28 protein-coding genes and 2 tRNA genes are annotated in these 24,428 nt (G+C 63.3%); 11 read left to right on the forward strand and 19 right to left on the reverse strand.

Going from position 1 to position 24,428, the window contains the following annotated elements; translation table 11 throughout:
• Window positions 1–118 precede the first annotated feature (118 nt).
• Window positions 119–625 (forward strand): hypothetical protein, encoded by a 507-nt coding sequence (locus BOSE46_RS14310; protein ID WP_159540879.1) that lies wholly within the window; start codon window positions 119–121, stop codon window positions 623–625.
• 52 nt (window positions 626–677) lie between these two features.
• The gene (locus BOSE46_RS14315; protein WP_159540880.1) at window positions 678–995 is read left to right on the forward strand and encodes a hypothetical protein; all 318 of its coding nucleotides are present in this window, start codon (window positions 678–680) and stop codon (window positions 993–995) included.
• A gap of 57 nt (window positions 996–1,052) precedes the next feature.
• Here the strand turns inward: BOSE46_RS14315 and BOSE46_RS14320 are convergent, their stop codons facing one another.
• Entirely contained in the window at window positions 1,053–1,205 is a 153-nt protein-coding gene (locus tag BOSE46_RS14320; RefSeq protein WP_159540881.1) for a ribbon-helix-helix protein, CopG family, read from the reverse strand.
• Between the two features lie 250 nt (window positions 1,206–1,455).
• Window positions 1,456–1,758 carry a hypothetical protein gene (locus BOSE46_RS14325; RefSeq protein ID WP_159540882.1) on the reverse strand — a complete coding sequence of 101 codons (303 nt, stop codon included), beginning with the start codon at window positions 1,756–1,758 and terminating at the stop codon, window positions 1,456–1,458.
• Between the two features lie 187 nt (window positions 1,759–1,945).
• Here BOSE46_RS14325 and BOSE46_RS14330 point away from each other — a divergent pair, with 187 nt between their 5' ends.
• Both BOSE46_RS14330 and BOSE46_RS14335 read left to right on the forward strand, forming a co-directional pair.
• Window positions 1,946–3,373 carry a hypothetical protein gene (locus tag BOSE46_RS14330; RefSeq protein WP_159540883.1) on the forward strand — a complete coding sequence of 476 codons (1,428 nt, stop codon included), beginning with the start codon at window positions 1,946–1,948 and terminating at the stop codon, window positions 3,371–3,373.
• A gap of 21 nt (window positions 3,374–3,394) precedes the next feature.
• Entirely contained in the window at window positions 3,395–3,580 is a 186-nt protein-coding gene (locus BOSE46_RS14335) for a hypothetical protein (RefSeq protein WP_159540884.1), read from the forward strand.
• Between the two features lie 422 nt (window positions 3,581–4,002).
• Here BOSE46_RS14335 and BOSE46_RS14340 read toward each other — a convergent pair whose 3' ends face one another.
• From BOSE46_RS14340 to BOSE46_RS14355, 4 genes are all read right to left on the reverse strand, one after another.
• Window positions 4,003–4,209, reverse strand: coding sequence for a hypothetical protein (locus tag BOSE46_RS14340; protein WP_159540885.1), 207 nt, complete (start codon window positions 4,207–4,209; stop codon window positions 4,003–4,005).
• 47 nt (window positions 4,210–4,256) lie between these two features.
• Window positions 4,257–4,697, reverse strand: coding sequence for a DUF6221 family protein (locus BOSE46_RS14345; protein ID WP_159540886.1), 441 nt, complete (start codon window positions 4,695–4,697; stop codon window positions 4,257–4,259).
• 285 nt (window positions 4,698–4,982) lie between these two features.
• Entirely contained in the window at window positions 4,983–5,186 is a 204-nt protein-coding gene (locus tag BOSE46_RS14350) for a hypothetical protein (RefSeq protein WP_159540887.1), read from the reverse strand.
• Window positions 5,187–5,287: 101 nt separating this feature from the next.
• A tRNA-Ile gene (locus BOSE46_RS14355) sits at window positions 5,288–5,484 on the reverse strand.
• Window positions 5,485–5,511: 27 nt separating this feature from the next.
• Between BOSE46_RS14355 and BOSE46_RS14360 the strand changes: the two genes are divergently transcribed.
• Complete coding sequence (locus BOSE46_RS14360) at window positions 5,512–6,252, forward strand: PIG-L deacetylase family protein (RefSeq protein WP_159540888.1); 741 nt, start codon at window positions 5,512–5,514, stop codon at window positions 6,250–6,252.
• 3 nt (window positions 6,253–6,255) lie between these two features.
• Here the strand turns inward: BOSE46_RS14360 and BOSE46_RS14365 are convergent, their stop codons facing one another.
• Complete coding sequence (locus BOSE46_RS14365; RefSeq protein WP_159540889.1) at window positions 6,256–6,768, reverse strand: hypothetical protein; 513 nt, start codon at window positions 6,766–6,768, stop codon at window positions 6,256–6,258.
• 94 nt (window positions 6,769–6,862) lie between these two features.
• On the reverse strand, window positions 6,863–7,699 hold the full coding sequence (locus tag BOSE46_RS14370) for an alpha/beta fold hydrolase (RefSeq protein ID WP_159540890.1): 837 nt from the start codon (window positions 7,697–7,699) through the stop codon (window positions 6,863–6,865).
• 447 nt (window positions 7,700–8,146) lie between these two features.
• Between BOSE46_RS14370 and BOSE46_RS14375 the strand changes: the two genes are divergently transcribed.
• From BOSE46_RS14375 to BOSE46_RS14390, 5 genes are all read left to right on the forward strand, one after another.
• Window positions 8,147–9,910, forward strand: a complete 1,764-nt coding sequence (locus BOSE46_RS14375) for a hypothetical protein (RefSeq protein ID WP_159540891.1) — start codon at window positions 8,147–8,149, stop codon at window positions 9,908–9,910.
• Between the two features lie 64 nt (window positions 9,911–9,974).
• On the forward strand, window positions 9,975–10,493 hold the full coding sequence (locus tag BOSE46_RS14380; protein ID WP_159540892.1) for a hypothetical protein: 519 nt from the start codon (window positions 9,975–9,977) through the stop codon (window positions 10,491–10,493).
• Window positions 10,483–13,020 (forward strand): tetratricopeptide repeat protein, encoded by a 2,538-nt coding sequence (locus BOSE46_RS14385; protein ID WP_159540893.1) that lies wholly within the window; start codon window positions 10,483–10,485, stop codon window positions 13,018–13,020. Before BOSE46_RS14380 ends, BOSE46_RS14385 begins: the two co-directional genes overlap by 11 nt.
• Before the next feature lie 68 nt (window positions 13,021–13,088).
• A complete protein-coding gene (locus BOSE46_RS21585; RefSeq protein ID WP_256366725.1) occupies window positions 13,089–13,217 on the forward strand; it encodes a hypothetical protein in 129 nt (42 codons plus the stop codon).
• A gap of 58 nt (window positions 13,218–13,275) precedes the next feature.
• Window positions 13,276–14,043: an abortive infection system antitoxin AbiGi family protein gene (locus tag BOSE46_RS14390; protein ID WP_159540894.1), complete on the forward strand. Its 768-nt coding sequence runs from the start codon at window positions 13,276–13,278 to the stop codon at window positions 14,041–14,043.
• A gap of 46 nt (window positions 14,044–14,089) precedes the next feature.
• Here BOSE46_RS14390 and BOSE46_RS14395 read toward each other — a convergent pair whose 3' ends face one another.
• The 5 genes from BOSE46_RS14395 to dnaG form a co-directional block, all read right to left on the reverse strand.
• A complete protein-coding gene (locus tag BOSE46_RS14395; RefSeq protein WP_159540895.1) occupies window positions 14,090–14,962 on the reverse strand; it encodes a hypothetical protein in 873 nt (290 codons plus the stop codon).
• 103 nt (window positions 14,963–15,065) lie between these two features.
• Window positions 15,066–15,350: a hypothetical protein gene (locus BOSE46_RS14400; protein ID WP_159540896.1), complete on the reverse strand. Its 285-nt coding sequence runs from the start codon at window positions 15,348–15,350 to the stop codon at window positions 15,066–15,068.
• Window positions 15,351–16,113: 763 nt separating this feature from the next.
• Window positions 16,114–16,186: transfer RNA gene (locus BOSE46_RS14405), tRNA-Asn, on the reverse strand.
• Complete coding sequence (locus BOSE46_RS21730) at window positions 16,149–16,769, reverse strand: sigma-70 family RNA polymerase sigma factor (RefSeq protein WP_159542793.1); 621 nt, start codon at window positions 16,767–16,769, stop codon at window positions 16,149–16,151. The genes BOSE46_RS14405 and BOSE46_RS21730 overlap by 38 nt, the downstream gene beginning before the upstream one ends.
• Window positions 16,770–16,845: 76 nt before the next feature.
• Window positions 16,846–18,729: a DNA primase gene (gene dnaG, locus BOSE46_RS14415; protein WP_159540897.1), complete on the reverse strand. Its 1,884-nt coding sequence runs from the start codon at window positions 18,727–18,729 to the stop codon at window positions 16,846–16,848.
• 132 nt (window positions 18,730–18,861) lie between these two features.
• On the opposite strand from dnaG, the gene BOSE46_RS14420 reads away from it, so the two are divergent.
• Window positions 18,862–20,367, forward strand: a complete 1,506-nt coding sequence (locus BOSE46_RS14420) for a hypothetical protein (protein WP_159540898.1) — start codon at window positions 18,862–18,864, stop codon at window positions 20,365–20,367.
• Window positions 20,368–20,373: 6 nt separating this feature from the next.
• Here the strand turns inward: BOSE46_RS14420 and BOSE46_RS14425 are convergent, their stop codons facing one another.
• From BOSE46_RS14425 to BOSE46_RS14450, 6 genes are read right to left on the reverse strand one after another with little or no spacing between them, the layout of a single operon-like run.
• Window positions 20,374–21,606, reverse strand: coding sequence for a deoxyguanosinetriphosphate triphosphohydrolase (locus BOSE46_RS14425; protein ID WP_159540899.1), 1,233 nt, complete (start codon window positions 21,604–21,606; stop codon window positions 20,374–20,376).
• On the reverse strand, window positions 21,603–22,073 hold the full coding sequence (locus tag BOSE46_RS14430) for a GNAT family N-acetyltransferase (protein WP_159540900.1): 471 nt from the start codon (window positions 22,071–22,073) through the stop codon (window positions 21,603–21,605). The genes BOSE46_RS14425 and BOSE46_RS14430 overlap by 4 nt, the downstream gene beginning before the upstream one ends.
• A 13-nt stretch (window positions 22,074–22,086) precedes the next feature.
• Entirely contained in the window at window positions 22,087–22,938 is an 852-nt protein-coding gene (gene mutM / locus BOSE46_RS14435) for a bifunctional DNA-formamidopyrimidine glycosylase/DNA-(apurinic or apyrimidinic site) lyase (protein WP_159540901.1), read from the reverse strand.
• Between the two features lie 9 nt (window positions 22,939–22,947).
• Entirely contained in the window at window positions 22,948–23,622 is a 675-nt protein-coding gene (gene rnc / locus BOSE46_RS14440) for a ribonuclease III (RefSeq protein WP_256366726.1), read from the reverse strand.
• A 44-nt stretch (window positions 23,623–23,666) separates the two neighbouring features.
• Window positions 23,667–23,852 (reverse strand): 50S ribosomal protein L32, encoded by a 186-nt coding sequence (gene rpmF, locus BOSE46_RS14445; RefSeq protein ID WP_159540902.1) that lies wholly within the window; start codon window positions 23,850–23,852, stop codon window positions 23,667–23,669.
• A gap of 3 nt (window positions 23,853–23,855) precedes the next feature.
• Window positions 23,856–24,404 (reverse strand): DUF177 domain-containing protein, encoded by a 549-nt coding sequence (locus BOSE46_RS14450; RefSeq protein WP_159540903.1) that lies wholly within the window; start codon window positions 24,402–24,404, stop codon window positions 23,856–23,858.
• Window positions 24,405–24,428: the final 24 nt, after the last annotated feature.

Below are 24,428 nucleotides of genomic sequence, written 5' to 3' on the forward strand. Positions count from 1 at the left end.
AGATCGCACTCGCAGTCGTCGCGGCTGTTGTTGTCCTGCTGCCTGTTTCAGCTGACGGCGTACCAAGCCATCACGGCAAGCCGGTTGTCCAGCGCGTCATCGATTGGGACTGACCTCCATGCAGACGCTGTTGCCGATGGTGGAGCGATCGAGAAAGAATCCCTACGAGATCTCCATCGCCATCGCGTTGGCAGCGTTGAGCCTGTACGGCCTGTTCCTCACCCCGGCGTCCGCAAGTCTTGACGCAGGGTTGACGATCGCGCAACGGTTCCTCTACAGCGCACTCGGTCTTCTCGGCTCGGGCATCACACTGTGGGGACTTCGCTGCAAGCAACCGCACACCGGTCTCCTGATCGAACGAGCCGGCCAGTTCATGATGGGCTTCGGCGCCGCTGCGTTTGTCGCCGTCCTGTGCAAGGTGTCCACGTTCGACCAGTCCGGTTTGGTGACCGGGTCCGGTGCCGCTATCGCTGTGGCTGCGTTCTGGCGCTTCCGTCAGATCAATGTGGACCTGCGCACCTGGCACGAACGAGCGACGCACGCGACGGCGATCGTTGAGGCGGCGATTGCTGAGGTGGTCGAGCAGACACCCGCGCCGGGGACGGACCAAGACGATGCCGAGTAACCCGTGGGTCACGATCATCCTTGCGCTGATCGGTGCCGGTGGCGGTGGTGGCTTGGTCCTGCTGCTCAAGGCTCCCGGTGACATCAAGAAGACGAACGCCGAGACCGGGCTCACGAACACTCAGGCCGCGACTCAACTGTCTGAGTCGTGGGCGAAGCTGACCGCCGCACTGCAGGGCGAGGTAGCTAAGGCCGAGATGCGCGCCACGTCGGCAGAACAGCATGCGGTCGGCGCTGCAGCAGAGGCCAAGGGTTACCGCGATCAGATGGCTGCGATGACCGGCGAGATTACTGGTATGCGTGCGCAGATCGCGAGCATGCGCGAGCAAATCATCTCGCTTGAGCACGAACTCGCTGACCGCAACCCCTGATCCAACCCGCTGACCATCAACCCGCCATAGCCGCGGGGATATCGCCGAGCCCGGAGGTTAGGCGTCTTCCTTGATGCCGAGTTCCTTGACGATGGCGCGGCGCATGATCGTGGACTTGTCGACGCCCTCGACCTTGGCTCGTTCGCGCAACGCCTCGCGGATGGGTTCCTCAAGGCGCACGACCTCTTTACCCGTCCCCTTCGTTGGCATGGATGTGATGCTAGCGGGTGTCATACGCCTACTCCATAATCTGCTTTTCGGCCACAGCGCAGACACTCGCGCCATAGCCCTGATGTGCGGGTAGCCCGGTTCGTCCAACGATGACCGAGCCACCCGCACCTGTAGTAGAAGCACCACGGCAGCATCAGCGTGATCGCCACAACTTGATCAGCGCGTCGAGGATGAGAAAGCCAGCGACGAACCCAAGCGCGAATCCCACCGGGTCACTCATGAACGACTCCTAAGCATCCCGAACGACGTGCGAGACACGACGATCCAGGAACGGCGGCAGGTCACTCGCCACACCCTGCGGCAGGTCGGCCTCGATCGTCTCGGCATCGTTGATCTGGTCGCCCGGTTCGATGGTGAGAGTGATCGTTGACGGGCTGCCCATGTCGGCGTAATCGTCGACCGAGAACTCGACGGTCACTTGCCGATGATCGTCAGTCACGAACACGGCACCGCGACCAGTCTCGGGAGTCTGCAACGTGGCAATGCGGCGGTTCTTGATGAGTGTGCTGGTGGTCATTTCGTTCTCCTTCATAGGGGTTAGCCGCGAGCTTGAGCGAACCACAGGAACGCCCCAAGCAACGCAACCGGAATAGCAACGCACGCGCCAATTCCGAACAGGTATGCAAGCACACACAGAACGAGCCGCGTGTCATCACTAGGTGTCATACACCCCAACCTACACTAGGTGTCATACACCCACAATGACCATTGGAGCGCGCATGAGCAAGACTCTCTACCCCGGTGCGAACACGACTGCGCAGAACTTCGCGAGCAAGTACGTGGGCAGCACCATGTCGCCCAACGTCGTCGTCCTGCATTCGACAGAGGGTTGGGACTGGCCGTCGTACTCCGGTGGCGCGACCGCTCCACACTTCACGATCAAGCCGAACTTCGCCAAGAAGACGGTCGAGGTTCGCCAGCACTTCCCGGTCAACAAGTCGGCACGCGCACTGGAAAACCGAGGTGGCGGCGTCGAGACGAACACGCTCAACGCCGTGCAGATCGAACTCGTCGGCACGTGTGATCCGCCCACGCACAAGAAGCGTGGCACGGTCTCTCACATCTTCATGCCCGAGGCGCCGGACTGGTTCATCCAGGGTGTCGCCGACCTGCTGAAATGGCTGCACGCCGAGTGGCCCGACTTCCCGCTCAAGGATGCAGCCAAGCGCGGGTGGGGTGCGTACCCGTCGTCATACGGCGCATCGAGGTATCGACTGTCGTTCACCGAGTGGAACAACGCATACGGTGTCGTCGGCCACCAGCACGTACCGGAGAATAGCCACGGCGACCCCGGCAACTTCCCCATCGCCAAGCTGATCGCTGCGAGCAAGGCCGGGACTAAGCCTGAGCCGCCCGTGGATCCCCCGCCGCCTGTCGACCTTGGCCCCGAAGTCATCTCCACGACCCTGAACGCTGCCTCGTACAACGCGACCGGGGCACGCACCTACAAGGGCCGCGTCGACCGTTACGTCGTGCGCCGGCTCAAGTACCCGGTCGATGTCATGAACTTCCAAGAGGTCGGCAACGGCATCAACCGGGCCAGCAAGCCGAACTGCCTCATGCGCTCACGACTCGACACCAAGTTCGGTGCGGTCTACAAGCGTCGTGCTGGTGACAAGGGCCGCTACAACTACGTGAACCTGCTCCGGGTCAAGCACATCAAGGGCGGGCTCATCACGGCTGCACGGTCCACGCAATTCCGCTCGGACGACAAGCAGGCATCGTGGGAGGTCTACGAGAAGGACAGCATCCGCGCAATGGATGTGTCGTTCCATCTTGAGAACGACGAGGGTGCGGTCGCCGATGCCAAACGCGTCTCGTCCATGCTCAACATCGTCGCCCAGGCACTCGTCATCGCGAAGACGTACAAGGTCGACGTGCGCAACATCCTGTTCACGGGTGACACCAACTCGCAGGGCATGGTCGCCGCAGCAATGAAGGTCGCTCACTGGCGCAACGCTGCAACCGGCACCGAGTACGAGAACGCGCACACGTTCACGGACTGGAACGGTCGCGCACGTGAACGGTTCGACTACGCCTTCGTGCATGAGACCGCTGGACCCGCAACCGTGTCAGCCGTCCACCGCGACACCGACATCTCAGACCACGCAGAACTCGTCATCAGGCGCCACCTCACACGCGTCTGAAACCAACAGGAAGGCACCATCATGAATCCGTTGACAGACATCCTCCCCTCGGCTGTCCGTAGATACGTCTACGCCCTGCTATTTCTGGCGTCCCTGGTCTGGACGATCTATCAGGCGTCCGATGGTGACTGGCGCCAGTTCGTCGGCGGTGTAATTGTCGCGCTGACCTCGGCCACTGCGGCCTCGAACACCGGCAACGACGAGTAGGCAGTGTGATGTGTCAGCACCGTGAACATCGCACCGGCAACTGTGCGGAGTGTCGCGAGCTCGAAGCGTCACGACCGCCCATGCCGCAACTCTGGGGCGACGACGGGGACGACGGCTGATGAGGCTCGAGCGTGCACGTGCTGTCACGGTCGGCCTGCTGCTGATCGGTGGCGTCGCTGTTGTTGCTGCCGTCATCCTCGGTGCCATCGTGCAGGCTGTGACATGACCACCCGCCCACCGTTCCAGTCACCACGCACACTCGCCCACGACCTCGCAATCGGCCTATGGAACCTCATCACCGTGTACGCCGACGACGCATGGCGCGAATGTCGACGGTGGCGGATTGTTCGGATGCCGTAGAGCCTCGACATACAACAACGCCCGGTCATCATCTTCGGATGGTGACCGGGCGATTTCTGCGTTCAGTTGAGGTCGACTCGCAGAGTCTTGGCGTCCTCGGGATCGCACTCAGTCGTCCGCTTGGCGATGACCTGCGTGCCCATCTCGTACACCGCACCACACGTCGGGCAGTGGATGAAGTAGGCGAACATGTCGTCGATGTGCCCCGACTCGCCACACGCGCAGTTGAAGTCCAGACACACCTCGGTGCCCTTCCATTGAATGAACATGTCCACGTCCGAACCCTGTGGCCGGGTGAACGGAAACGGCTGCTCGCTCACAGCGACCACCCCTCCTGAAATCCAGGCTCCCCGGCATAGATCGAGGCAAGGGCTTTAAGCATCTGGTCGCCCAAGTACGGATCGTCAATGGGATCTCGCTTGCCAACTCCGAACTCGCCCTCGACCTGCAAGTCCAAACCCGTAGCCTCCGCTGCCAACTCCACGATCGCACGGTGCGCCTTGCATGTGGCGAGGACGCGGGCCGGATCGTTGCGGGCAAAATGCGCCGCTGTAGACGGGTCATCGCGATACTTCGACCAGTTCCCCATCCCGTCCGCGCTACTCGGAAGGGTGCGGCCAAAGGTGAACCGCTCGTCCTGACGATTGCCGCCCATGTCGAAGTTGTGATCGAGCGGCGGAACAGCCAATGCCGCCGCCTCGTCAGCCGCGATTCTGCTGAGGAGCCAGTCAGTCAGCGTTGCGGTGTCGGTGGTCATCGAGCTACCCGCTCGGCAGCGATAAGGTCATGGATCGAGTAGAGGGTGGCGCTATTCGGCATCGGTGGATGACCATCGCCACATGATCCGTCAGCGCGACGTGGCCACCCACACGCCGTCCCATTCACGAACGCGTTGCAACAGCCGAACTCCCACGCCTCGCCGAACGGTGGAGGTACCCGCACCCACTGGATGTCTGCAGTATCGGTGGTCATGCGTCCGACTCCTCAGCATCGTCCCACCACGGATCAGCGTATGTGTCAGCCGCGTCGTCAGGGTGCGAGGTCATGATGCTGCCAGCTCAACCGTGCGCGTCAGGTAGCCCGTTCCACCGCACGCGGCGTGGAACCTGGCCGGCGCGTAAAGCATCCCGTGGTCACAGTCAGGGCAATCCCGCTGCATGATGACCTCGCCATCGTTCCAACTCTCCCAAGGGGTCTCGCCATCTTCGGCAAGAGCGACGATCTCGGGTGCAGTAATCTTGCTCATGTTCGACTCCTTCATAGTCGGACAAGGCCCGCTGTTTCGCCCCTTAACCGGCGAGATGGCGGGCCGCTTCTTTCGATGGTACTCCCTGGGTGGGGCGGTTGCGGGGAGAGTTGGTGGTCCGTGGGGCAGAACGTGGGGCAGCCAGCGACCCGACAGGGCATTCACAGACCAGACCGCAAAGGTACAAAAGGGCGTCTGACCTGCACCGATACGGCCTAGACCGTGTCATACAAGTATCCACCACCACACACAGGAGGGATTATGAGTCCCCTGCTCTAACCAGCTGAGCTACCTCCCCATGGGAATGCGGGCTTAGCCTAACGGTATGGAACCCACACCCCTCGAACCTGTCGACGAGAGCTGGGAACGCGCGCTGGTCGTCGTCGCGCACCCGGACGACGTCGAGTTCGGCGCTGCCGCCGCGATCGCCCGATGGACCGACCAGGGCAAGTCGGTCGTCTACTGCATGGTGACCAGCGGCGAGGCCGGCATCGACGGCATCACCCCGGATGAGTGCCGCGAGATCCGGATCGCCGAAGAGATCGCATCGGCCAAGATCGTGGGCGTCGACGAGGTCGAGTTCCTCGGGTTGCCCGACGGCATCCTTGAGTACGGCGTGTCGCTGCGGCGGTCGATCACGGAGGTCGTGCGCAAGCACCGTCCGGACGTCATCATCACCAACAACTTCCGCGAGACCTGGGGTGGGTCGATGCCCAACCAGCCCGATCACATGGCTGTCGGACGCGCCGCGCTCAACACCGCCGGCGATGCGGGCAACCGCTGGATCTTCCCCGAGCAGCTCGTCGACGGCCTCGAGCCGTGGGGCGGCGTCAAGCAGGTGTGGGCTGCCGGCTCCCCCGACGGGCGGCACGCCGTGGACATCACGGACACGTTCGATCGCGGTGTCGAGTCACTCAGGGCCCACAAGGCGTACATCGACGGCCTGGGCTGGGAGAACTTCGACCCCGCGGAGATGCTCGAGGGCATGTCGCGGCCGACCGGCTCACGCCTCGGCGTCACGCACGCGACGTCGTTCGAGGTCTTCTCGATGACCTGGGGCGAGTGAGCCTCAGCCGCCTCCCGCGCCGCTCACGATCATGAGCGGGAAGTGGCGCAAGTCGTACTCGGACGCCACGAGAGCCACGGCCGCATCACGACGCTCCACAGCGAGGATCGTGCACTGCTCTGTCACCAACGCGCGACCACTCGTGAGGAGCTTGAGGACCCTCGCGTCATCGAGACCTCTCACGAGGGCAGGAACAACCTCGGTTCTCACCTCGGCGAGGACGAACTTCAAGCGATGTGTCGCAATCCATGAGCGCGTCCAAACGCGGATCCCCCAGCCAACGAGCGGCGCGTAGACAATCGCCGACAGCCTCCCGTCGCCCGGGATGAGACCGTATCCAGCAGCCGCTGCCGCGCCGCCCGCAGCGATCCCAAGGACGATCGAGATCCAACCGGCGCTCCGATCGATCCTCATCGCGGCATCCCGCCACGCGTCCCAGCGCCACGCGGACACGACGTTCTCTACGACGCGGACCGGTTCGGAGTTGGCTTGGTCCTCGTCCGGCTCCTCAGTCATGCTTCACGGTACGAGATCGACCCGTCCGGAAACCACGAAACGGCGCCGAGATCGGCGCTGACCAGCCTGCGGCTGCTCGGGCAACCGCGCAACGTCACCTCGGCAGCGGATTCACAATCGAGGCCCAGCGCTCGAGCTCAGCGGCTAGGCGTGCCGGCGCATCGAGCTGGATCAGATGGCCGGCACCGTCCAGCACCGTGAGGGTCGACCCCGCCACGAGGGTGTGCAAGCGATGGGCGCGATCGACCGGGATCCAGGTGTCGTCGGCACCCCAGATGATGTGGGTCGGTTCGTCGATCGACCCGTACGACGGCTCAATCTCATCGGTGAAGCGCTCGTCGGCCTGGGCGATCTGGCGGTAGAACGCCGCCTGCCCTGCGTCGCCCAGCCACGGTCTCACGAGCATGGCGAGGTCGTCGTCACGCAGCCCGCGGTGACTCGCACCCCGCACGTAGGACTCGACGACGCCGCGGTGGATCGCTGTCGGAAGCTGCCCGAAGACGTCAGCGTGCTGCTTGACCAGGTTGAAGAACGCAGAACCCCAAGGTCTCAGCGCCACGACGTCAACGAGGCACAGCGATGCGTACCGCACGTCGTGAAGCAGGCGTGCGCGGAGCGCCACTGCACCCCCGAAATCGTGTGCGACGACATGCGGGTGGTCGAGCCCCCACATTGAGAGCAGGTGGGCGAACAACTCGCCCTGAACACCGAGATCAACCGAGTGGTCAGGGTCCTTCGAGGAAGCGCCGTACCCGGGCATGTCCCACAGGTGCACCGTGAAACGTCCCGACAGGGCATCGGCGTACGGACGCCAGAGTGCCGACGACCACGGAGTCCCGTGCAGCAGCACGATGGGTGGACCCTCGCCGAACCGGTCCCACGCGACCGTCCGTCCCTGCCACTCGATCGTGCGGGTGAGCGAATGTGTCATCTCGACCAGTCTCCACCCTTGGGGTGTGGAGTTGCGGGCCAGTGCCAGAAACAGCTAAGCCTCCGCCGGGGCGGAGGCTTCTGCTCCCCCACTTGGACTCGAACCAAGAACCCTCCGATTACGACAGCAGTGCATCACGCGCCATCACCTCGCATCACCCATTGCTTCTTAAACCAGCAGATTTCACTTGATTCAAGGGCGATGTCCGTAACGGCGAGCAATGCCAAATACTCCACGATCATCACGTTTACCGGTAAGTAAATCGGTAACCTCGCAAAGGCCGTCAATAGCCAAGAGGCCGCGCAAGATGCGGGCACGAACGGGTTCGCCCTTTGCCTGATAGAGGCACTCTGTTTTGAGATCTAGCGAAGTAGCGAGTTTGCGACTGGTCGTCTAATACGGTGGAGCAACGGCCAATGTCACATTCTCCAACGAAAGTAGTTGCCGATGGATCAAGTCTCGTGGGATCGGATCGGAGGCGAATTGCTTGAGGCGATTGTTGGGGTTCTGCTCGCGAGGGAATTCGTCGATGTCGACCGAGTCCGCCCACAACAAGGCGATGGCGGACTCGACGTCATTGTGAAGGTGGGTCCTCAACTGTTCGACGTTTATCAGGTCAAGCGATTCTCGGAGACGCTCACCGACGACCAGAAGTCGAAGATTCGAAAGTCGCTCAAGAACGCGATCGCGACGCACAACGACAAGAACATTCCCGTTCACATTCGAAACTGGTACATCACCTTGCCCTATCAGGCGATGCTCTCAGAACGAACTTGGCTGACCCGCGCAGCCAAGAGACTAGAGACGCCATTCCCTCACGACTGGAAGGGCCTCGATTTCCTTGACTCCCTCGCGTCGAAGTATCCGTCGGTTATCGACTATTACCTGCGCGGCGGGCGCGAACGTCTGGAGTCGCGAATCGACGCACTTGGAGATTTTCGTTCGCTACGACAGCTTGCTGGACTTGGCGAGGCCGAAGCTGGGCAATTGTTAGAACCTGCCGACCTGACGCCGGCTCTCCAAGGTGTGTTTCGTGGTCTGAACGACGACGATCCCCACTATCGATACGACTTCGAAGTCACCGAAACGATGCCATTGCCGACCTCTCGGCCCGGCTTGGTGATGAGTTCATCTGTCGGGACTGAAGGGGTCTGCGTCTCCTACCATTTGATCGCGCGGTACAAAAATGCGACGGATGACCGACCGATCTCGTTGAACTTCGAGCTCGATTCAGCAGCAATGTCTGCGGAGGAACGCGCGGCGTGGCAAACGAGTATGCGCTACGGCGATGCAGTGACGGTGACTTCGGGGGCTTCTCTCTCGGTTGACGCGCCAGGTGGACTAGGCGGCCACTTTTCCGACGTACGGGTGACTCTTCTACCTCTCGACAGCGCGATGGTGACCGCGACGAATGGCGTTCGTTGGGCAGTCCTTGAAGAGGATGACTCGATTGTTGCGGAACTCGATATGAACATCACTAAGCGATCTGTCGGGCCTGCAGGCGGGCTACGAGTCGTCGGCGGCGACTACACAGAGACGATCAGTTTCGAACTTCGCGCGCAGCCCTCTGCTGGAGACCAGGCCGATCTTCGCGACGTGTCGATCCAACTTGCCGTTCGACCGGTGAGCGAGCTGCAAGGCCGGTACACGAAAGGCGTGCTCCCAGGGCTGCAGTTCATCGCCGCAGCGTCCTTGGGTGGTCGCTTGGCATTCGGTCCGCGATTCGGCGACATACGGACTGACCTTGCGATCGATATCCCGAAGACAGATTCAGACGACTTGGTTCTTCTGCAAGTCCTGACCGACCTGGATGAGCTTGGCGACCACGTCGGCGCTGCTCAGAAGGTCCCAGATCTGGCGGCATTGACTCATGCGCAGATGCGGAACCTCGCGCGAACAGTGGCGGCCGGACGGGGAGAACCTCAGAAGATGAATGCAATGCCAGTGCGGATACGTTGCGAGCGGACGTTCGCCGAGACCTTGGTTGAAACCGGTCCTCAACCGTTGGTCGTGCCGATTAGGCACCGCCTCGACCTCGGCAGCGAGTCGATCGAGTTGGATCACCTTGCCGTCTATTTCGAGCAGGGCGATGCGTCGATAGTTGAGGATGTGGAGGGCTCGGGATCGGTTTTGATCGAGGTAGTGTGCGCGGATAGCTCCGCGATGCATTTGTGCCTCTCGGATCGGCAAGAGGAGCGGCAGAGCGAATGAGGCTAGTTCCGCACAGCGCCGCGTTCGCCACACAGCAGGCAAGTGCCGCATTCGGGGGTACAGATTGAGCCGCGATCTGCGAGACGAGGTTCTTTACGGGCGCGACGTCGACCACGCAAGAATTTTCATCAGTTCCAAGATGGATGGAACGTTGGACGCCGAGCGCTCGGCAGCAGTCGATGCAGTGTCATCCGTAACCGGACATAGGGCCTGGTGGTGGGAGCGCGATGCGCCCATGGGAGTTCTTCATTCGGTAGAAGAGTGCGCAAAGTTTGCGCATCACAGCGATGGTTTGATCTTGCTCGTTGGCGGGCCATTATCGGATGTCATTTTTGCGGAGTATTTCGCAGCTCGTGATGGTGGTGCCGAGAGGTACATACTCATTCGCCAAGCGGATGTGCTGCCCGACGACGTCGAGAAATTCATCAGCGCGCAGCACAAGGAGCTTGTGACCCGAAAGTTCGCCAACATAGAAGAACTGAAGTCGCACATCTTCAATGCGCTGAGGCACACACAGATCCGCGCGCTTCGTCATCGCATTGTGGAACGAATTGAGTCCGGGGGCGGCGCGGATGGTGGATGATCGTAGGGACTTTTCTCCGCCTGAAGGCTGGCGTGATCGTGAGGACGGATCTGAACTTGTAGCCGGCGCTTTCGTCGCAGCACTGAAAAACGGATCTCATGCAGACCTGGTCGAGTACGCCGATATAGCAGCCGAGTTCGCTGACTACGGCATGCTCGGTGTTGCGACCCAGATGGTTAGGGGGCTGCTCTCGCGCATCGCGATGCAAAAGAACCGTCCGGCGGACGAGGTTCTTGCACTCCTGGATTCGAACGCTGTGGTCGACGCTAGCGGACTGATGGACATTCTCGGGGATCCGCAAACTTTGCTAGACGTGCGGATCCTTGGACTGATTGCCCATCTTGCGCGTGCCCAGAACCGCAACAACGACGCGCTACGGCACTTCATGGCAGCGGCGGAAGCAGCTGGATCACTTGGGTTTGAGCTGGACGAAGCAATCAACTACCAAAGCCTGGGCGCGTTGTACTCCGAGATCGGAGACCTAGAAGAGGCCACGAGCTTTTCCGATCGAGCGTTGGATATTTACGCCAGCATGGGGGATTGGGGTCGCCTGATTGCAACGCGCCTCAATCAAGTTCAGGTGCTGATCAGCCAGGAGAGGTATGCGGACGCAGAGTTGGTTCTGGACCAGCTACGTGAGCCTGTTCTGCGTCTTCGGGACGGGCACTACTCGGCGAGCTGGAAGCGTTGCGGGTTGCTCATTGAGATCAAGCAGGGCCAGGTAAATCTTGCGCGTGCGGAATTGGTCAAGCTTTATCAGAGCCGAATGCGAGCGGGCGATTTACGACTCGCTGAGACCCTCGCACGTGACATCGCGATCCTCACGGAAGATGTGCGAGATGAGAAGGCGGCAGTTCCGTGGTGGCGCAAGGCACTGACCCTAAGTCAGCGGCTTGGGGACCATCATGAGCAACAGATAATGGCTCACGCTCTGGCAGTCGCGCTGCTTCGCGACAACCAATTCGAAGATGCCATCGCGGCGTTCTCTGTTTCACTCGACGCTGATAGCAATGACGTGTACGAAGACGACGCGAATCAGGCGCTGGCCGATCGCGGCACGGCTCATCTCGCGTTCGCCCTCGATCTCCTGGAACGCGCCAAGCGTCGTACCAAGGACGCGAAGGCCAACGCCGAGGAGGCATGGACGCATCTCGCCACTGCTGAATCTGAGTTGCTGCGAAGCATCGAGTTCTTTCACGCGACGCGGGACATCGAATGGTCGCTACGGACCGCGACCAACTTGCGGGCCGTCTGGATCGCCGCCAATAAGCTTTCGTACGGAGCCCAAGTCATGGGCGGCTGGGCTAGGCAGGTCGAGAGCTGGGACAGTGGATACGCGGCGTCGCTTTATCGCCTCGCTGCGACTCTCAATGTCGAACCTGGTCAGGATTCCGAGTTGGCGAGCAGTCAGTTGCTGCAGGCTGCTGAGATCGACGCTCGAGAACAACGTTTGGATGCAAGCGCGGTGCTGGCAGACGCGCACATACTCGCACGTTCGGATCTTTCTCTCCTCGACCGGCTGGCTGCATTCGATCGGGCGATCGCACTTGCGCGGCAAGACGGGGACATGGCCCTCGTCGGCGATATTCTCAATGACTCCGCTCTCGTCGCCGTCGAAGAGCAGGATTGGGACAAAGCGAACGACCGCCTCCGTGCCGCTGATGAGGTCGCCGAACAGTCGTCCAATCGCGTGTTGGCCGCAATGGTGAAAGGCAACTTGGGCGAGATCTACTCGCGTCAATCACAGTTCGAGATCGCGCGACAGTATTTCGCAGAGGCGTCCGCGCTCGCCGAGCAGGTTGGGGACTTGGAATCGGCCGCTGACTCGATGGCGTCCTCCGCCAACTCGATGCTTTCCCTCGGCAAGTCAGCGGAGTTGGAGCAGGCGGTTCGCGACGCTGAAACGCTCGCGGAGAGATCAAGATCTTCAAGCGCTCGGGCGAGAGCCCGCAGTTCTCGGGCCAGCCTCCTCTACTCAAAGGGAGAGTTCTCGGAAGCATTTCGAGCTTGGGAGGACGCGTCGAAGCTGGTCGAGCCGAGCGAACGTCACGAGTACCGGCGTCTCGCGCTGGAAGCGCTGGTGGCCGAGGGCGACTATTCAAAGTTCAATGTCGCTCTGGAACGGTACTTCCGTGCCGCGCAGGCAGAAGGCACCCAGCTTCTCTTGGCCGGGCAGCTGTGGCACGTGGTCAGTGGATGGCTCAAGAGTGATCGAGTCCAACTTGCAGCCAAGGTACTCGCGTACTCAGTACTGCTCGCGATTGATGGCTACTCGTCCCTTCCGAATCGCGAAGAGGATGACACAGAGTCGGTGAGAGCGCGTGACCTACTCGGAATCACGACCGCGTTGGCTCCTGCTCGCATCTACCTCGAATGGGAAGACGAGCTTGGCCCGCTCAAGGTCGCACGCCTAAATCGACACTTTGAAAAATATGTGCGGTCGGCTATCGAAGACCCGAAGGATGCAGAAATCGTTATCGATTTGGTTCATACGTTCGGAGATGGGTGGGAAGAAGACGATGACTGATCTAGCTCGGTCGTGGCCACCGCTTGATGAACGTCTGAAAGTGTTCTTACGCGCGCAAGGCATCGATCGTGGAACCTCATGAGTTCGGCGAAATGCTCGATTGGATCGAGGCTATCGCGCAGGTCGGCGACGAAACGCTGCGAGTCTTCGACCTGAGGAATCCAGCAGTACGGGAGAATATTCGCACCGGCGGATGACCCGAGAAACCTCTACGAGAGCGGCGTTGAGGCCAACTACTGAGGCGACGAGGACTACATGGCCGACAAGATCGAGGATCTCCTACAGAGACGTACGGATCTCAGCACCTTTTTGATTCACCTCACGCGCAAGACCAAGAATTTCGACGCCCGCTCGAACTTGCTTGGGATCCTTCGCGAGCACGCCATCATTGCCCGCACCGAACTTGGGATGGCGCAGACCTATGCGACCCAGCTAGACGGAACCGCTGCCACTCAACGCGTGGTGTGCTTCACAGAGACGCCACTCGAACATGCGTGGATGATGACTCGCGAAATCGAGAACCGTCAGAGGTCGTTTGCCCCGTATGGAGTTGTTTTTACCAAGACAACTTGCCGCCGGCGCAGTTGCAATCCCGTGTGGTACCTCGACATAACGCCGGGACACGACTGGCTCACGCCACCTATCAACGAGTTGGTCAAGATGGCTGTCGAGAACTCGACAGTCAAAAAAGGGCAGATCGACAACGGTGTGCTTGCGGCCCAACCTATTTTTCGGCTCACGCCGTTCATTGAGCAGATGGGAAAGCCGCTGGAAGTTCGTAAGGAATTCTGGTGGGAGCGGGAGTGGCGACACGCTGGCGATTTCAGCTTCAGCCCCAGATCGGTAGTCGCGGTGCTCGCTCCGAGGAGCGAGCACGGTTCCCTTGAGACCGAGATTGCCGCCCTTGATGAGCGCTGGAAGAAGCGCAAGGTGCCACTTCTTGATCCTGAGTGGGGGCTCGAGCGCATGATCGCTGCACTTGCTCGGATCGATGAGGACGATGCTGGCCCGTGGCCTGAGTGATGCCAACCACGGGAATGCCGAAGGCCTAGCTGCCACGACGTTGTGGCTATAGAGCGAGCAGTAAGCCTGCAACGCCTATGAAGAACGAAGCTGCTCCCACTGCAATAGTCAGTGCTTTGCGTCCCCGAGGCGTCTCGCCGGGCTCGACTATCTCAAAGCAAGGGATCAAGATTCGGAAGAATGGGTTGAGAGCGAATGCCGAGATAAACCCGCCGCCAACCAGGCACACCAAAGCGAATGTCAGGACGATTGAGGCGTCGGCACGGTCGTCAGCGGGAGACCCTGCGTATCGCCAAAAGAAGAACGCGAGCGTGCACACAGCCCCCACTGCCATGCTGGCTCGGCCCTGACGAAGCCAAGTCCACCAAGGCATCCTTGCTCTCAGTTCGGCCGACAGAGTGTCGTACATTCCGCCGACCCATTGGCGATCTACTCCGGTCACTTTGAGCGTCACGGGCCATGCCTCGTCCATGCCCGATTTCATCGTCAGTTCGATCGTAGGGATGCCATGCTCGTCGTCGTACGAGCCAGAGTTTCGGATTCTGACCCTGCGAACGTCGCGCACGTCGACCTCGGCGAGGATTCGATCGAGCGTTCCCGTCCTTTCGATGTTGCCGCTGCGTGCATCAATGCTGGACGAGACGGATAGCGCATCCAAAAGATGCTCAGCTTCTCGTCGGCGCATCCTGTCGTCCCCCGGCAGGGACCGAACCGCGTCGTCATAAACCTTGGATAGAGAATCCTGCATGATCGTCACGAGACGGTCGAGATTGTCTCGACGCCCGACCCATGCCCTCAGCCGCACTTCGCGGGTGACGCGAACGGATTGGGACGGGGAGTCGCGCGGGTAAGTCGGAAGATCGCCCGCTGCATCCGCAAGTTCTGCACCTACCACTTCGCGCTCGGGCTGTTCGCTCATCCCCACAGACTGCCACGAGGCACCGACACTTAAGCGCAGCAATCACCGGCGGTAACCCCTTCGGAAACAACTCTGCTGCCTGGGGTTCCTTTGTCTCATTCGGTCAGCGCATGCCTGCCTCGACAAGCTCTCTCACTGCAGCTGGCGTCTCCTTGCACACGTTCGCGAAGTAGCAGGCTTCCGAATACCTGCGCCTGAGCGCGCTCCGTTCCCCCACAAATCCGACTTTTAAGTTCGTCAGCGCGAACACAACTCTGTCGCTCGTGAACCCCTGGAGCGCACGTCCGTCGCGTCGCTCGATCTCACCGATCATCCATCCCGATACGAGGCCGTCGACCACGTCATCCTGAGTGGTGACATTCGGATCATGATCGAGGTAGACGCCCACAAGCTCGTTGAGATATGGGCGACAAGCGTCGTGCGCTGCCAGGAATTCAGCCGTCTCATGTTGAGCGACTTGGGACGCGGCTCCAAAACCCCAAACGACATCAGGCTTCGAGATCTGAACATTTACCAACGTGATCTCGTGCCAAAATGTTCAGGCGCAGGGCGGTATAACCGCGGGGTACCTTGGCCTCCGCGCGACCCGTCGGGCGACCGAACCTGGATCGTAGGTTCATGCGCGCAGCCTAGACCGAAGTCGCGACAGTGATGCGGTTTCTGGTGGAGGGGGCGTAACCCCACCAGAGACAATCCACTCATCTGGGGTTCCTAGCAGCTCAAAAGTTGCCACTATCGAGAAGGCGCCCGAAATAGCAAGAGCCCCCACATCCTGAGGATGGGAGGGCGGTTGCGGTCGTGCGTTGGTGCAGTGTTGCTATCGGTTGGGCATGGCCGAAATGAACACCGCTTCCACTGAAGTGGCTGCTCCGTTTGCGTGGCCGCTGTTGCCCATCAGGTTCTTCGTCCCTGTGGTCCTGACTGACTCAAGACGTCCGAGTCCTGCGTGAGACTTGCCGACCAACTCCTGCAGGGCACAGCGATCCGTCGATGACTGCCAGCGTTTACCTTGCACGCGACTTCGACGGCGACAAATCCTCGTTGGCCGCACTACTCTGAATGCCGCTCCCGTTTACAGGCAACTTAACCGGTAACAGAAGCGCCTCTGACCTGCGAAGACTTACGTCAATGCTGGTCAGAGGCGTGTACTGCTCCCCCACTTGGACTCGAACCAAGAACCCTCCGATTAACAGTCGAATGCTCTGCCAATTGAGCTATGGGGGATCGGCTCCTCTTGCGAAGGAGCACGGTCAACTACTTTAGCAAGCCGCCGACGGAGTTGTCGCATCGCCTTGCCCTCGATCGTGCGGACCTGGGCGACCGTCAGGCCGAGGCGTTCGCCGACCACGCGACGAGGCATCGGGACGGCCAGCGGATCGCCCAGACCGAAGCGCAGGCGCAGCACCTCGGCGAGCTCGTCGGACATGCCGTCGAGCAGATCGGGATCAGCGGATTCGGCCTGCGGTGCCGGCCGGTCCTCGTCGCCGAGCGGCTGCTCCGGGCGGTGCTCGACGGACATCGCGGCGCCGATCCAGTGCCAGGCGTACGTCGCGAGGCGGGCGCCACGGTCGGGGTCGAAGCGGTCGATCGCCCGGATCAGCCCGACGGCGCCCGACTGCACGGCATCACGCAGCTCCTCCCCGTTGAGCCCCCTCAACCGCGCCCGCATCACGACGGCACGCATCCCGGCGGTGATCAGGGCTTCGCGCGCGTCCCGGTCGCCACGTCGCGCGAGGCGGGCGAGGGTGAGCTCCTCGGCCGCGTCCATCGGCGGCAGGGAGAGCAGCTCCCGTACGAATCTGTCCATGCCCCCAGACTCGGTCGAGACGCGGGCCTGGTGCCCGGCTCGCCTGGTGTCCTGTGGACTGCGGAGAGTACGCGGGTCAGCTGGGGACGTCGCCGCCGAGCGAACGGTCCCGCAGGGTGCGGAACTGCTGCTCGAGGGCGATCAGCTCGCCGAACATCCGGTTGTAGGACTCGGCCTGCTCGATCGGGTTGGTGCGCTGCAGCTTGGACTTGACCTCGGTGATGCGCCGCCCGCACGTCAGCATCTGCAGCCGCAGGATCACCGACGCGACGACCGCGGCGGTGTTGCTCTCGCGGGCGCGCATGGGCTCGACGGCCGCGACCGAGAGCACGCGCTTGGCGTCGTCGTCGTGCACAGACTCGGCGAGCCGGGGAAGCCAGTTGGTGTCGGGACCGGTCGGCCAGGTCATGCCCTGGATGTGCTTCCAGAGGTACTTGGACACGAAGTGCGTGAAGTCGTTGTCGTCGAGCTCGTCGGCGTGCTCGCGGGCGAGATGCGGGTACTGCACGATCGCCTTGAGCGCCTCGCGCTCGTCGGCGAACTGGGGTGCGCCGAAGCTGACGACCTGGCTCGGCGGCTGGGCGACCGGCGCCTCGGCGGTCGCCTGCGTGGCGGCCGCGGGCTTCGTCGTCGCACGCCTGCGGTGCTCGGCTCGCACCTGCTCGATGTCGCTGCCGACGCGGCCGGCGATCTCGCGGAGCAGCTCGTCGACCTTGGACTTGTCGCGGATCGCCGACGCCAACGACACCGCCTCGCGTACGGCGTCGACACGCTGGTCGCCACGATCGAGGTCGTACTTGCTCAGCATGTTGTCGAGCACGAACCGGTAGAGCGGTATGCGCGACGCCACGAGCTCGCGGACGGCGGCATCGCCCTCGGCGAGGCGCAAGTCGCACGGGTCCATGCCGCGGGCCTCGACCGCGACATAGGTCTGGGCGACGAACTGTTGGTCACCGCTGAACGTCTTGAGCGCGGCCCGCTGGCCGGCCTCGTCGCCGTCGAACGTGAAGATGACCTCGCCGTGGAATGCCTGGTCGTCGAGCATCAGCCGGCGCATGACGCGGGCGTGGTCCTCGCCGAAGGCGGTGCCGCACGTCGCGACCGCGGTCGTCACGCCTGCCTCGTGGCAGGCCATGACGTCGGTGTAGCCCTCGACGATGACGGCCTGGCCCGACGAGGAGATCGAGCGGCGGGCGAGGTCGAGGCCGTAGAGCACCTGGCTCTTCTTGTAGATCGGTGTCTCGGAGGTGTTGAGGTACTTGGCCTCGACGCGGTCGTCGTCGAACATGCGGCGCGCACCGAAGCCGATGATCTCGCCGGTCATCTCGCGGATGGGCCACAGCAGCCGGCCGCGGAACCGGTCGTAGAGGCCGCGCGAACCGCTGGCAGCCAGGCCACCGATCGTGAGCTCCTCGTCGGTGAACCCCTTGGACTTGAGGTGGGCGACGAGCGCCTCTCCCCCACGCGGCGCGAACCCCATGCCGAACCTCTCGGCGGCGGCCTGGTCGAAGCCGCGGTCCTTGACGAACTGACGGCCGACCTCGGCGTCCTTGGAGCTCTGCAGCGCGGCGGCGTAGAACTCCCCCGCCTCTCGGTGCGCGGCAAGCAGCCGTGGCCGCTGGTTGGGGTCACGGCGGGGGCCGGTGTGGCCGCCGTCCTCGTAGCGCAGGGTGATGCCGGCCTTGGCGGCGAGCCGTTCGACGGTCTCGACGAAGCTCAGGCCCTCGATCTCCATGACGAACCGGAACACGTCGCCGCCCGCACCGCAGCCGAAGCAGTGATAGGACCCGACCGACGGGCGTACGTTGAACGACGGCGACTTCTCGTCGTGGAACGGGCACAGACCCTTGCGCGAGCCGCCGCCGGCGTTCTTGAGCGTGACGTACTGCTCGATGACCTCGTCGATGCGGGTGCGCTCACGGACGAGCTGGATGTCCTCGTCCTTGATGCGTCCGGCCATGGGGTGAATGTTAGTCGGCCCCACCCACGGCTTGTCCGGCCGAGGCGAACATCTGTGCATCACCCACCCGGGGGCGTAGTGTGACAGGCGATTCCTGCTGCAGCGACAGGACTATGCGCATTGGGAGGCGCCATGGTCACATACGCGAAGTACACGATGTCGGACGCGCTCGCACGGGCCAAGAAGCTCGACGGCAAGAAGAACCAGGTCGGCTACTGCTTGCTCGAGGTCGTCGAGATCTTCGGCCTGACCGGGCCCTACAGCTGGGGTGGCCACGGCGAGAAATGGGCCTACAACTTCTGGCTGTCAGCGGTCAAGAACGGCAAGGTCGTCAAGACCAACGACCCCAAGGACATCCCCGCGGGCGCGATGGTCTTCCACGCACCACGGCCCAAGGCGACGACGAACGGTGGCAAGGCCGGTCACGTCGCGGTCGGCGCGGGAGGCGGCAAGGAATACTCGACCGACCGGCCCAAGGATGGGATCCGCGGCAAGGTCACGATCAAGTCGATCGAGAAGTCGTGGAAGAAGGAGCTCGTCGGCTACATCCTCGTCACGGGTGACGGCGTCACGCTCACGGACCGGCCCAAGTCGGAGTCCACGGACAAGATGGATCCGGCCGCGTACTTCATCGGTGCACATGGTCCGCACGTGATGTGGCTCGGCGAGCGCCTGGTGCTCCATCTCACGAGTCTCGGCATCGTCCCGCCGTACGCCACGGGCCCGAGCCCGGACTTCACGGTCACCGACCGCAAGGCCGTCCAGCTCTTCCAGGAGGCGCAGGGCTGGATCGGCGATGCCGCCGACGGCTATCCGGGCGACACGACCCTCAAGCGGCTCGCGAGGACACCCGCGGAGGCTCCGATCCGCGCGATGTCGGGCAACATGCTCGGGTCGCGAGATCACTTCATGGTCAAGCAGCGCGTCGTGTCGATGAACTGCGCGGGCTACGACAAGGTCAAGGGCGCGAAGACGTCACAGAAGAGGGCCCCCAAGATCGGCGCACAGATCCTGAAGTACGTGCCGACCGTGATCTGTCTGCAGGAGCTCGAGATCCACAGCCTGGACGAGATGGACGCCGCACTCGAGCCCGGCGGGTTTCGACGCGTCTCCAAGGGTGGCAAGGGCCGTGAGATCTACCTGGGTCCGCGATGCACCCAGGTCTCGTCCGGCCTCCGGTTCGTGCCCACCGAGCTCGACGACGACGACAAGCCGTGGGCCTGGGTGGCGTACGAGTGCGAGGGCACGCGCTGTCTCGCGGTCTCGTTCCACAACGAGAACGAGGGCAACAGCGTCCAGAAGCAGCAGCTGAAGGAGGTCGTGACGAGGGCGCTCGAGCTCGCCGACGAGAACCAGGTCCCGTACGCCAACGTGTTCGTCACCGGTGACACGAACCTGCCGTCAGCGGAAGACGACGTCGAGGAGTGGAACTGGATCTCTGGCGGCAAGCACGCCACGAAGAAGGTCAACTACAAGTACAAGACCGCCTCGAAGTGGGGGCCCAAGCGCGAGGGCAAGCCGATCGACGTCGACCTGTTCCGCCTCAACACCACGATCGACAAGTACTTCCAGCACGTCGACAACAAGCTGTCGGACCACTACCTGCACTACGTCGACTTCCAGAGCATCGGCCGCTGACGTACGTCAGTTGAGCAGGCGGAGGGCCCAGGTGCGCGCCGAGGCGTCGGTCAGGCTGGCGACCTGGTCGATCACGACGCGGCGCCTCGCGGCATCGTCCGCGGCATGCGCGAAGTCGAGGGCGAACTCGGCCTCGAGCTCCTGGCCGTCGGACTTGTCGAGCACCTCGACGAGCGCCAACAACAGCTCACGCTGACGGCTGAGCGGACCGGCCCGGTCGTCGGACCGCATGACGTAGTGGGCCGCGATCGACTTGAGCACGGTGATCTCGTCGCGCGTGTCGTCCGGCACCTCGAGATCAGCGGCGAAGCGGATGAGCGGGCCGCCGCCCCACGTGTCGACTGTCGCCAGCTCAGCGGCGTGCGCGAACCGGCCGATCAGCGCGCTCGTGAGGCTCTTGAGCACAGCGCGGGCGGCACGGCTGCCGTCGAACGGCGTGGTCGGCCATTCCACCATCTCCTGGAGCCGGCCGAGCGCGGCGTCGAGCCGGTCGTCAGTGGCACCGGAGTCGTACCAGTCACGCGCGACGCCGTGGATCGCGTCGCGATCGAGCTCGCCCGACCGCAGCACGAACCAGCCGCCCACGACGCCGTCCTCGACGTCGTGCACGGAGTACGCGATGTCGTCCGCGAGATCCATGACCTGCGCCTCGATGGGCCGGCGCATCGCGGGTGCCTCCTCGCGGAGCCACTCGAAGACGGGCACGTCGTCGGCGTACGCGCCGAACTTGCCGCTGCCATCGGGCGCCTCGCCACGGAGCCACGGATACTTCACGCACGCCGAGAGCGTCGCGCGGGTGAGGTTGAGGCCGACGCTCGATCCGTCGGCGGCGAAGGCCTTGGACTCGAGCCGGCTGAGGATCCGCAGCGTCTGGGCGTTGCCCTCGAACCCGCCGCAGGACTGGGCCGCGTCGTCCAGGGCCGCCTCGCCGTTGTGACCGAAGGGTGGATGGCCGAGGTCGTGTGCGAGAGCGGCCGAGTCGACGATGTCCGGATCGCACCCGAGCGCCTTGCCGAGCTCCCTAGCGACCTGCGCGACCTCGAGGGTGTGGGTCAGGCGGTTGCGGACGAAGTCGTCGAAGCCGGCACCCATGACCTGCGTCTTGGCCGACAGCCGCCGCAGGGCTGCGGAGTGCACGACCCGCGCCCGGTCGCGCTCGAAGGGCGTACGACCGGAGCGCTTCGGCGGCTCGTCGACGAAGCGCGCGCGGGCCTCGTCGCCATAGGGTGCGTCGGTCATCGGATCTGCTTGGCCATGTTGATGTTGGTCGCCTCGAAGCCGGCCGACTCGTACAGGCTGACGGCGGCCGTGTTGTTGGCGAACACGTGGAGCTTGAGGACGCCGATGCTGTGATCAGCGCACCATTCCTCCGCGGCTGTGAGGAGCTCGCGGCCGAGACCCTTGCCGCGGTGGGCCTCACCGACCTCGATGTCGTAGATCATCGTGGTGGGTACCGTCAGCTCCGGATCGGTGAACAGCCACAGGACACCAACCTCCTCGCCGTCGACGAGGGCGACGAAGATGTCGTGGCCGGGCGTGTCGAGGCCTTGGGGCAGATCCTGGGCGTTCTCCTTGACTGAGCGCTCCAGCGCACCCTCGGCCGGCCAGTTGCCGGAGTCGACCTTCTCCTTGGCGAACGCGACCACCAGGTGCTCCTGCCACGACACGAAACGCTCGGGAGACATCGGCTGCAACGTGAGGGGCACGGTGCCAGCGTAGTCAGAACTTCCCGTTGCGCGGGCGGGGCTGGCACGTGGGACACCAGTAGGACGAGCGGTTCATGAACGCATCGCGGCGGATCGGCGTGCCGCACCGCTGGCACGGCTTGCCCTCCTGCCCGTATGCCTGCAGGGACCGCTCGAAGTAGCCGCTGTTGCCGTTGACGTTGACGTAGAGCGCGTCGAACGACGTGCCGCCCTGCGCCAGGGCCTCGAGCATGACCTCGCCGATGTGCACCAGCAGCCCCTCGACCTCGCGGGTGCGCAGGTGGCGGGTGTTGCGGGCGTAGTGCAGTGGCGTGCGCCAGAGCGACTCGTCGGCATAGATGTTGCCGACCCCGGAGATCAGGGTCTGGTCGAGGATCGCCCGCTTGACGCCGGTCTCACGCTTGCGGAGCCGCGCGCTGAACTCCGCAGGGTCGAACAGCGGGTCGAGCGGGTCGCGGGCGATGTGCGCGATCTCCGGCGGTAGCTCCGCGCCGTCCTCGCTGAACGACATGCCGCCGAAGATGCGTTGGTCGGCGAACCGCAGCTCGCGACCGTCGTCGAGCGTCAGCGCGATGCGCAGGTGCCGGGGCTCGGGCGCGCCGATGTCGGAGACGAGGAACTGACCGCTCATGCCGAGGTGGCACAAGATGGCGTCGTCATGGTCGAGCTGGATCCAGAGATACTTGCCGCGCCGGGCGGCGCCAACGACCGTACGGCCTGCGAGCCGGCTCGTGAAGTCGGCCGCCCCGGGCAGGTGGCGGCGCACGGAGCGTACGTCGTGGACCACGGCCTGCGTGATCGTGCGACCGACGACATGCTCCTGGATGCCGAGACGGACGACTTCGACCTCTGGCAGCTCTGGCACGTACGAAGCCTAGGCGGGGTCGGCGACAGAACTCTCGAGAGCGGCGTTGATCGAGCGCCACGCGATCTCGGCGACCATCTGCTCGGCCTCCTTCTTGGAGCGGCCGGTGCCGCCTCCGAAGACCCGCTCGCCGACATGCACCTCTGCGGTGAAGGACTTGTCATGGTCGGGGCCGGTGCCCTCGAGGACGTAGTGCGGCACGCCGAGGTCGTTGTTGGCGGCGATCTCCTGGAGGGACGTCTTCCAGTCGAGACCGGCGCCGAGCTCGGCCGCCACGGCGATCACGGGGTCGAAGATGCGGTGGATGACCTCGGCCGATCGTTCGATGCCGAACTGCACGTAGATCGCGCCGAGCAGGGCCTCCACGGTGTCGGACAGGATCGACGCCTTGTCGCGACCGCCCGTGGTCTCCTCGCCGCGGCCGAGGCGCACGTGGTCACCGACGCCGAGGGTGCGGGCCACCTCGGCGAGGGCCTTGGCGCTGACGACGGCAGCGCGGAGCTTGGCGAGCTGGCCCTCGGGGAGCTCGGGGTGCTCGGTGAAGAGCGTGTCGGTGACGACCAGCCCCAGCACCGAGTCGCCGAGGAACTCGAGGCGCTCGTTGTTGGGGACGCCACCGTTCTCGTACGCGTACGAGCGATGTGTCAGGGCATGCTGAAGGAGCCCCGCGTCCAGGTCCTCCACACCGAGAACCTGCCGGAGCCCATCAGCATTGATTGCTGCAGAGATCAGAGGACCTGGCGACGCTCGCCGCGAGCTCCGTACTGTCCGCACTTGGTGCACGCGTGATGCGGCTGCACCTTCGAGTCGCACGCGGGGTTCGCGCAGTCGACGATCGCGGTCTTGGTGGACTTCCACTGTGCACGACGATGGCGCGTGTTGCTGCGCGATGTCTTCCTCTTCGGGACTGCCACGATCTACTCCTTGCTGTCGTCGGACGTGATGTCCGACCCTGTCTGGTCGGCTGGCGGGACCGGTTGCTCCGCCAGCTGGCTCAACGATGCCCACCTCGGGTCGATCGCCTCACCGTGTGTGTGATCTGGATCGTCCGCGAGCCGTGCTCCACATTCGGGGCACAATCCCGGACACTCCGGACCACACAACGGGTTGTGCGGCAGTGCGAGCACCACCGCGTCCCGCAGGACGGTCTCGAGGTCGAGCAGGTCGTCCTCGAGGAAGAACTCCTCTTCTTCGGCCTCTTCCGTGTCAGAAGGTGCCTCGTAGAGGTACAACTCCTGGAATCCCACCACGACAGCTTCGTCGATCGGGTCCAGGCACCGCACACACTCGCCCACGGCCCGCGCCGAGATGGTGCCTGTTGCCAGAACACCTTCCATGATGGCCTCGAGCCGAAGCTCGATCTCCATCGGGGAATCCTCGGGCACGCTGTAGACGTCGTAACCCATGTCTGCCGGCGCCGGAACGGTCAAGGTGTGCGTACGTTCGGCGCCCGGTTTGCGACCCATCTCGTGGGTGTCGAAAACCAACGG

The organism is Aeromicrobium sp. 9AM (assembly GCF_902506105.1).
In the GTDB taxonomy this organism is placed as follows: Bacteria; Actinomycetota; Actinomycetes; order Propionibacteriales; family Nocardioidaceae; genus Aeromicrobium.

Excerpts from the sequence above, each read along its gene's own strand:
- BOSE46_RS14310 (WP_159540879.1), top strand. The coding sequence starts at position 119 with ATGCAGACGCTGTTGCCGATGGTGGAGCGATCGAGAAAGAATCCCTAC.
- BOSE46_RS14320 (WP_159540881.1), bottom strand. The coding sequence starts at position 1,205 with ATGCCAACGAAGGGGACGGGTAAAGAGGTCGTGCGCCTTGAGGAACCC.
- BOSE46_RS14325 (WP_159540882.1), bottom strand. The coding sequence starts at position 1,758 with ATGAAGGAGAACGAAATGACCACCAGCACACTCATCAAGAACCGCCGC.
- BOSE46_RS14330 (WP_159540883.1), top strand. The coding sequence starts at position 1,946 with ATGAGCAAGACTCTCTACCCCGGTGCGAACACGACTGCGCAGAACTTC.
- BOSE46_RS14335 (WP_159540884.1), top strand. The coding sequence starts at position 3,395 with ATGAATCCGTTGACAGACATCCTCCCCTCGGCTGTCCGTAGATACGTC.
- BOSE46_RS14340 (WP_159540885.1), bottom strand. The coding sequence starts at position 4,209 with ATGTTCATTCAATGGAAGGGCACCGAGGTGTGTCTGGACTTCAACTGC.
- BOSE46_RS14345 (WP_159540886.1), bottom strand. The coding sequence starts at position 4,697 with ATGACCACCGACACCGCAACGCTGACTGACTGGCTCCTCAGCAGAATC.
- BOSE46_RS14350 (WP_159540887.1), bottom strand. The coding sequence starts at position 5,186 with ATGAGCAAGATTACTGCACCCGAGATCGTCGCTCTTGCCGAAGATGGC.
- BOSE46_RS14360 (WP_159540888.1), top strand. The coding sequence starts at position 5,512 with ATGGAACCCACACCCCTCGAACCTGTCGACGAGAGCTGGGAACGCGCG.
- BOSE46_RS14365 (WP_159540889.1), bottom strand. The coding sequence starts at position 6,768 with ATGACTGAGGAGCCGGACGAGGACCAAGCCAACTCCGAACCGGTCCGC.
- BOSE46_RS14370 (WP_159540890.1), bottom strand. The coding sequence starts at position 7,699 with ATGACACATTCGCTCACCCGCACGATCGAGTGGCAGGGACGGACGGTC.
- BOSE46_RS14375 (WP_159540891.1), top strand. The coding sequence starts at position 8,147 with ATGGATCAAGTCTCGTGGGATCGGATCGGAGGCGAATTGCTTGAGGCG.
- BOSE46_RS14385 (WP_159540893.1), top strand. The coding sequence starts at position 10,483 with ATGGTGGATGATCGTAGGGACTTTTCTCCGCCTGAAGGCTGGCGTGAT.
- BOSE46_RS14390 (WP_159540894.1), top strand. The coding sequence starts at position 13,276 with ATGGCCGACAAGATCGAGGATCTCCTACAGAGACGTACGGATCTCAGC.
- BOSE46_RS14395 (WP_159540895.1), bottom strand. The coding sequence starts at position 14,962 with ATGAGCGAACAGCCCGAGCGCGAAGTGGTAGGTGCAGAACTTGCGGAT.
- BOSE46_RS21730 (WP_159542793.1), bottom strand. The coding sequence starts at position 16,769 with ATGGACAGATTCGTACGGGAGCTGCTCTCCCTGCCGCCGATGGACGCG.
- dnaG (WP_159540897.1), bottom strand. The coding sequence starts at position 18,729 with ATGGCCGGACGCATCAAGGACGAGGACATCCAGCTCGTCCGTGAGCGC.
- BOSE46_RS14420 (WP_159540898.1), top strand. The coding sequence starts at position 18,862 with ATGGTCACATACGCGAAGTACACGATGTCGGACGCGCTCGCACGGGCC.
- BOSE46_RS14425 (WP_159540899.1), bottom strand. The coding sequence starts at position 21,606 with ATGACCGACGCACCCTATGGCGACGAGGCCCGCGCGCGCTTCGTCGAC.
- BOSE46_RS14450 (WP_159540903.1), bottom strand. The coding sequence starts at position 24,404 with ATGGGTCGCAAACCGGGCGCCGAACGTACGCACACCTTGACCGTTCCG.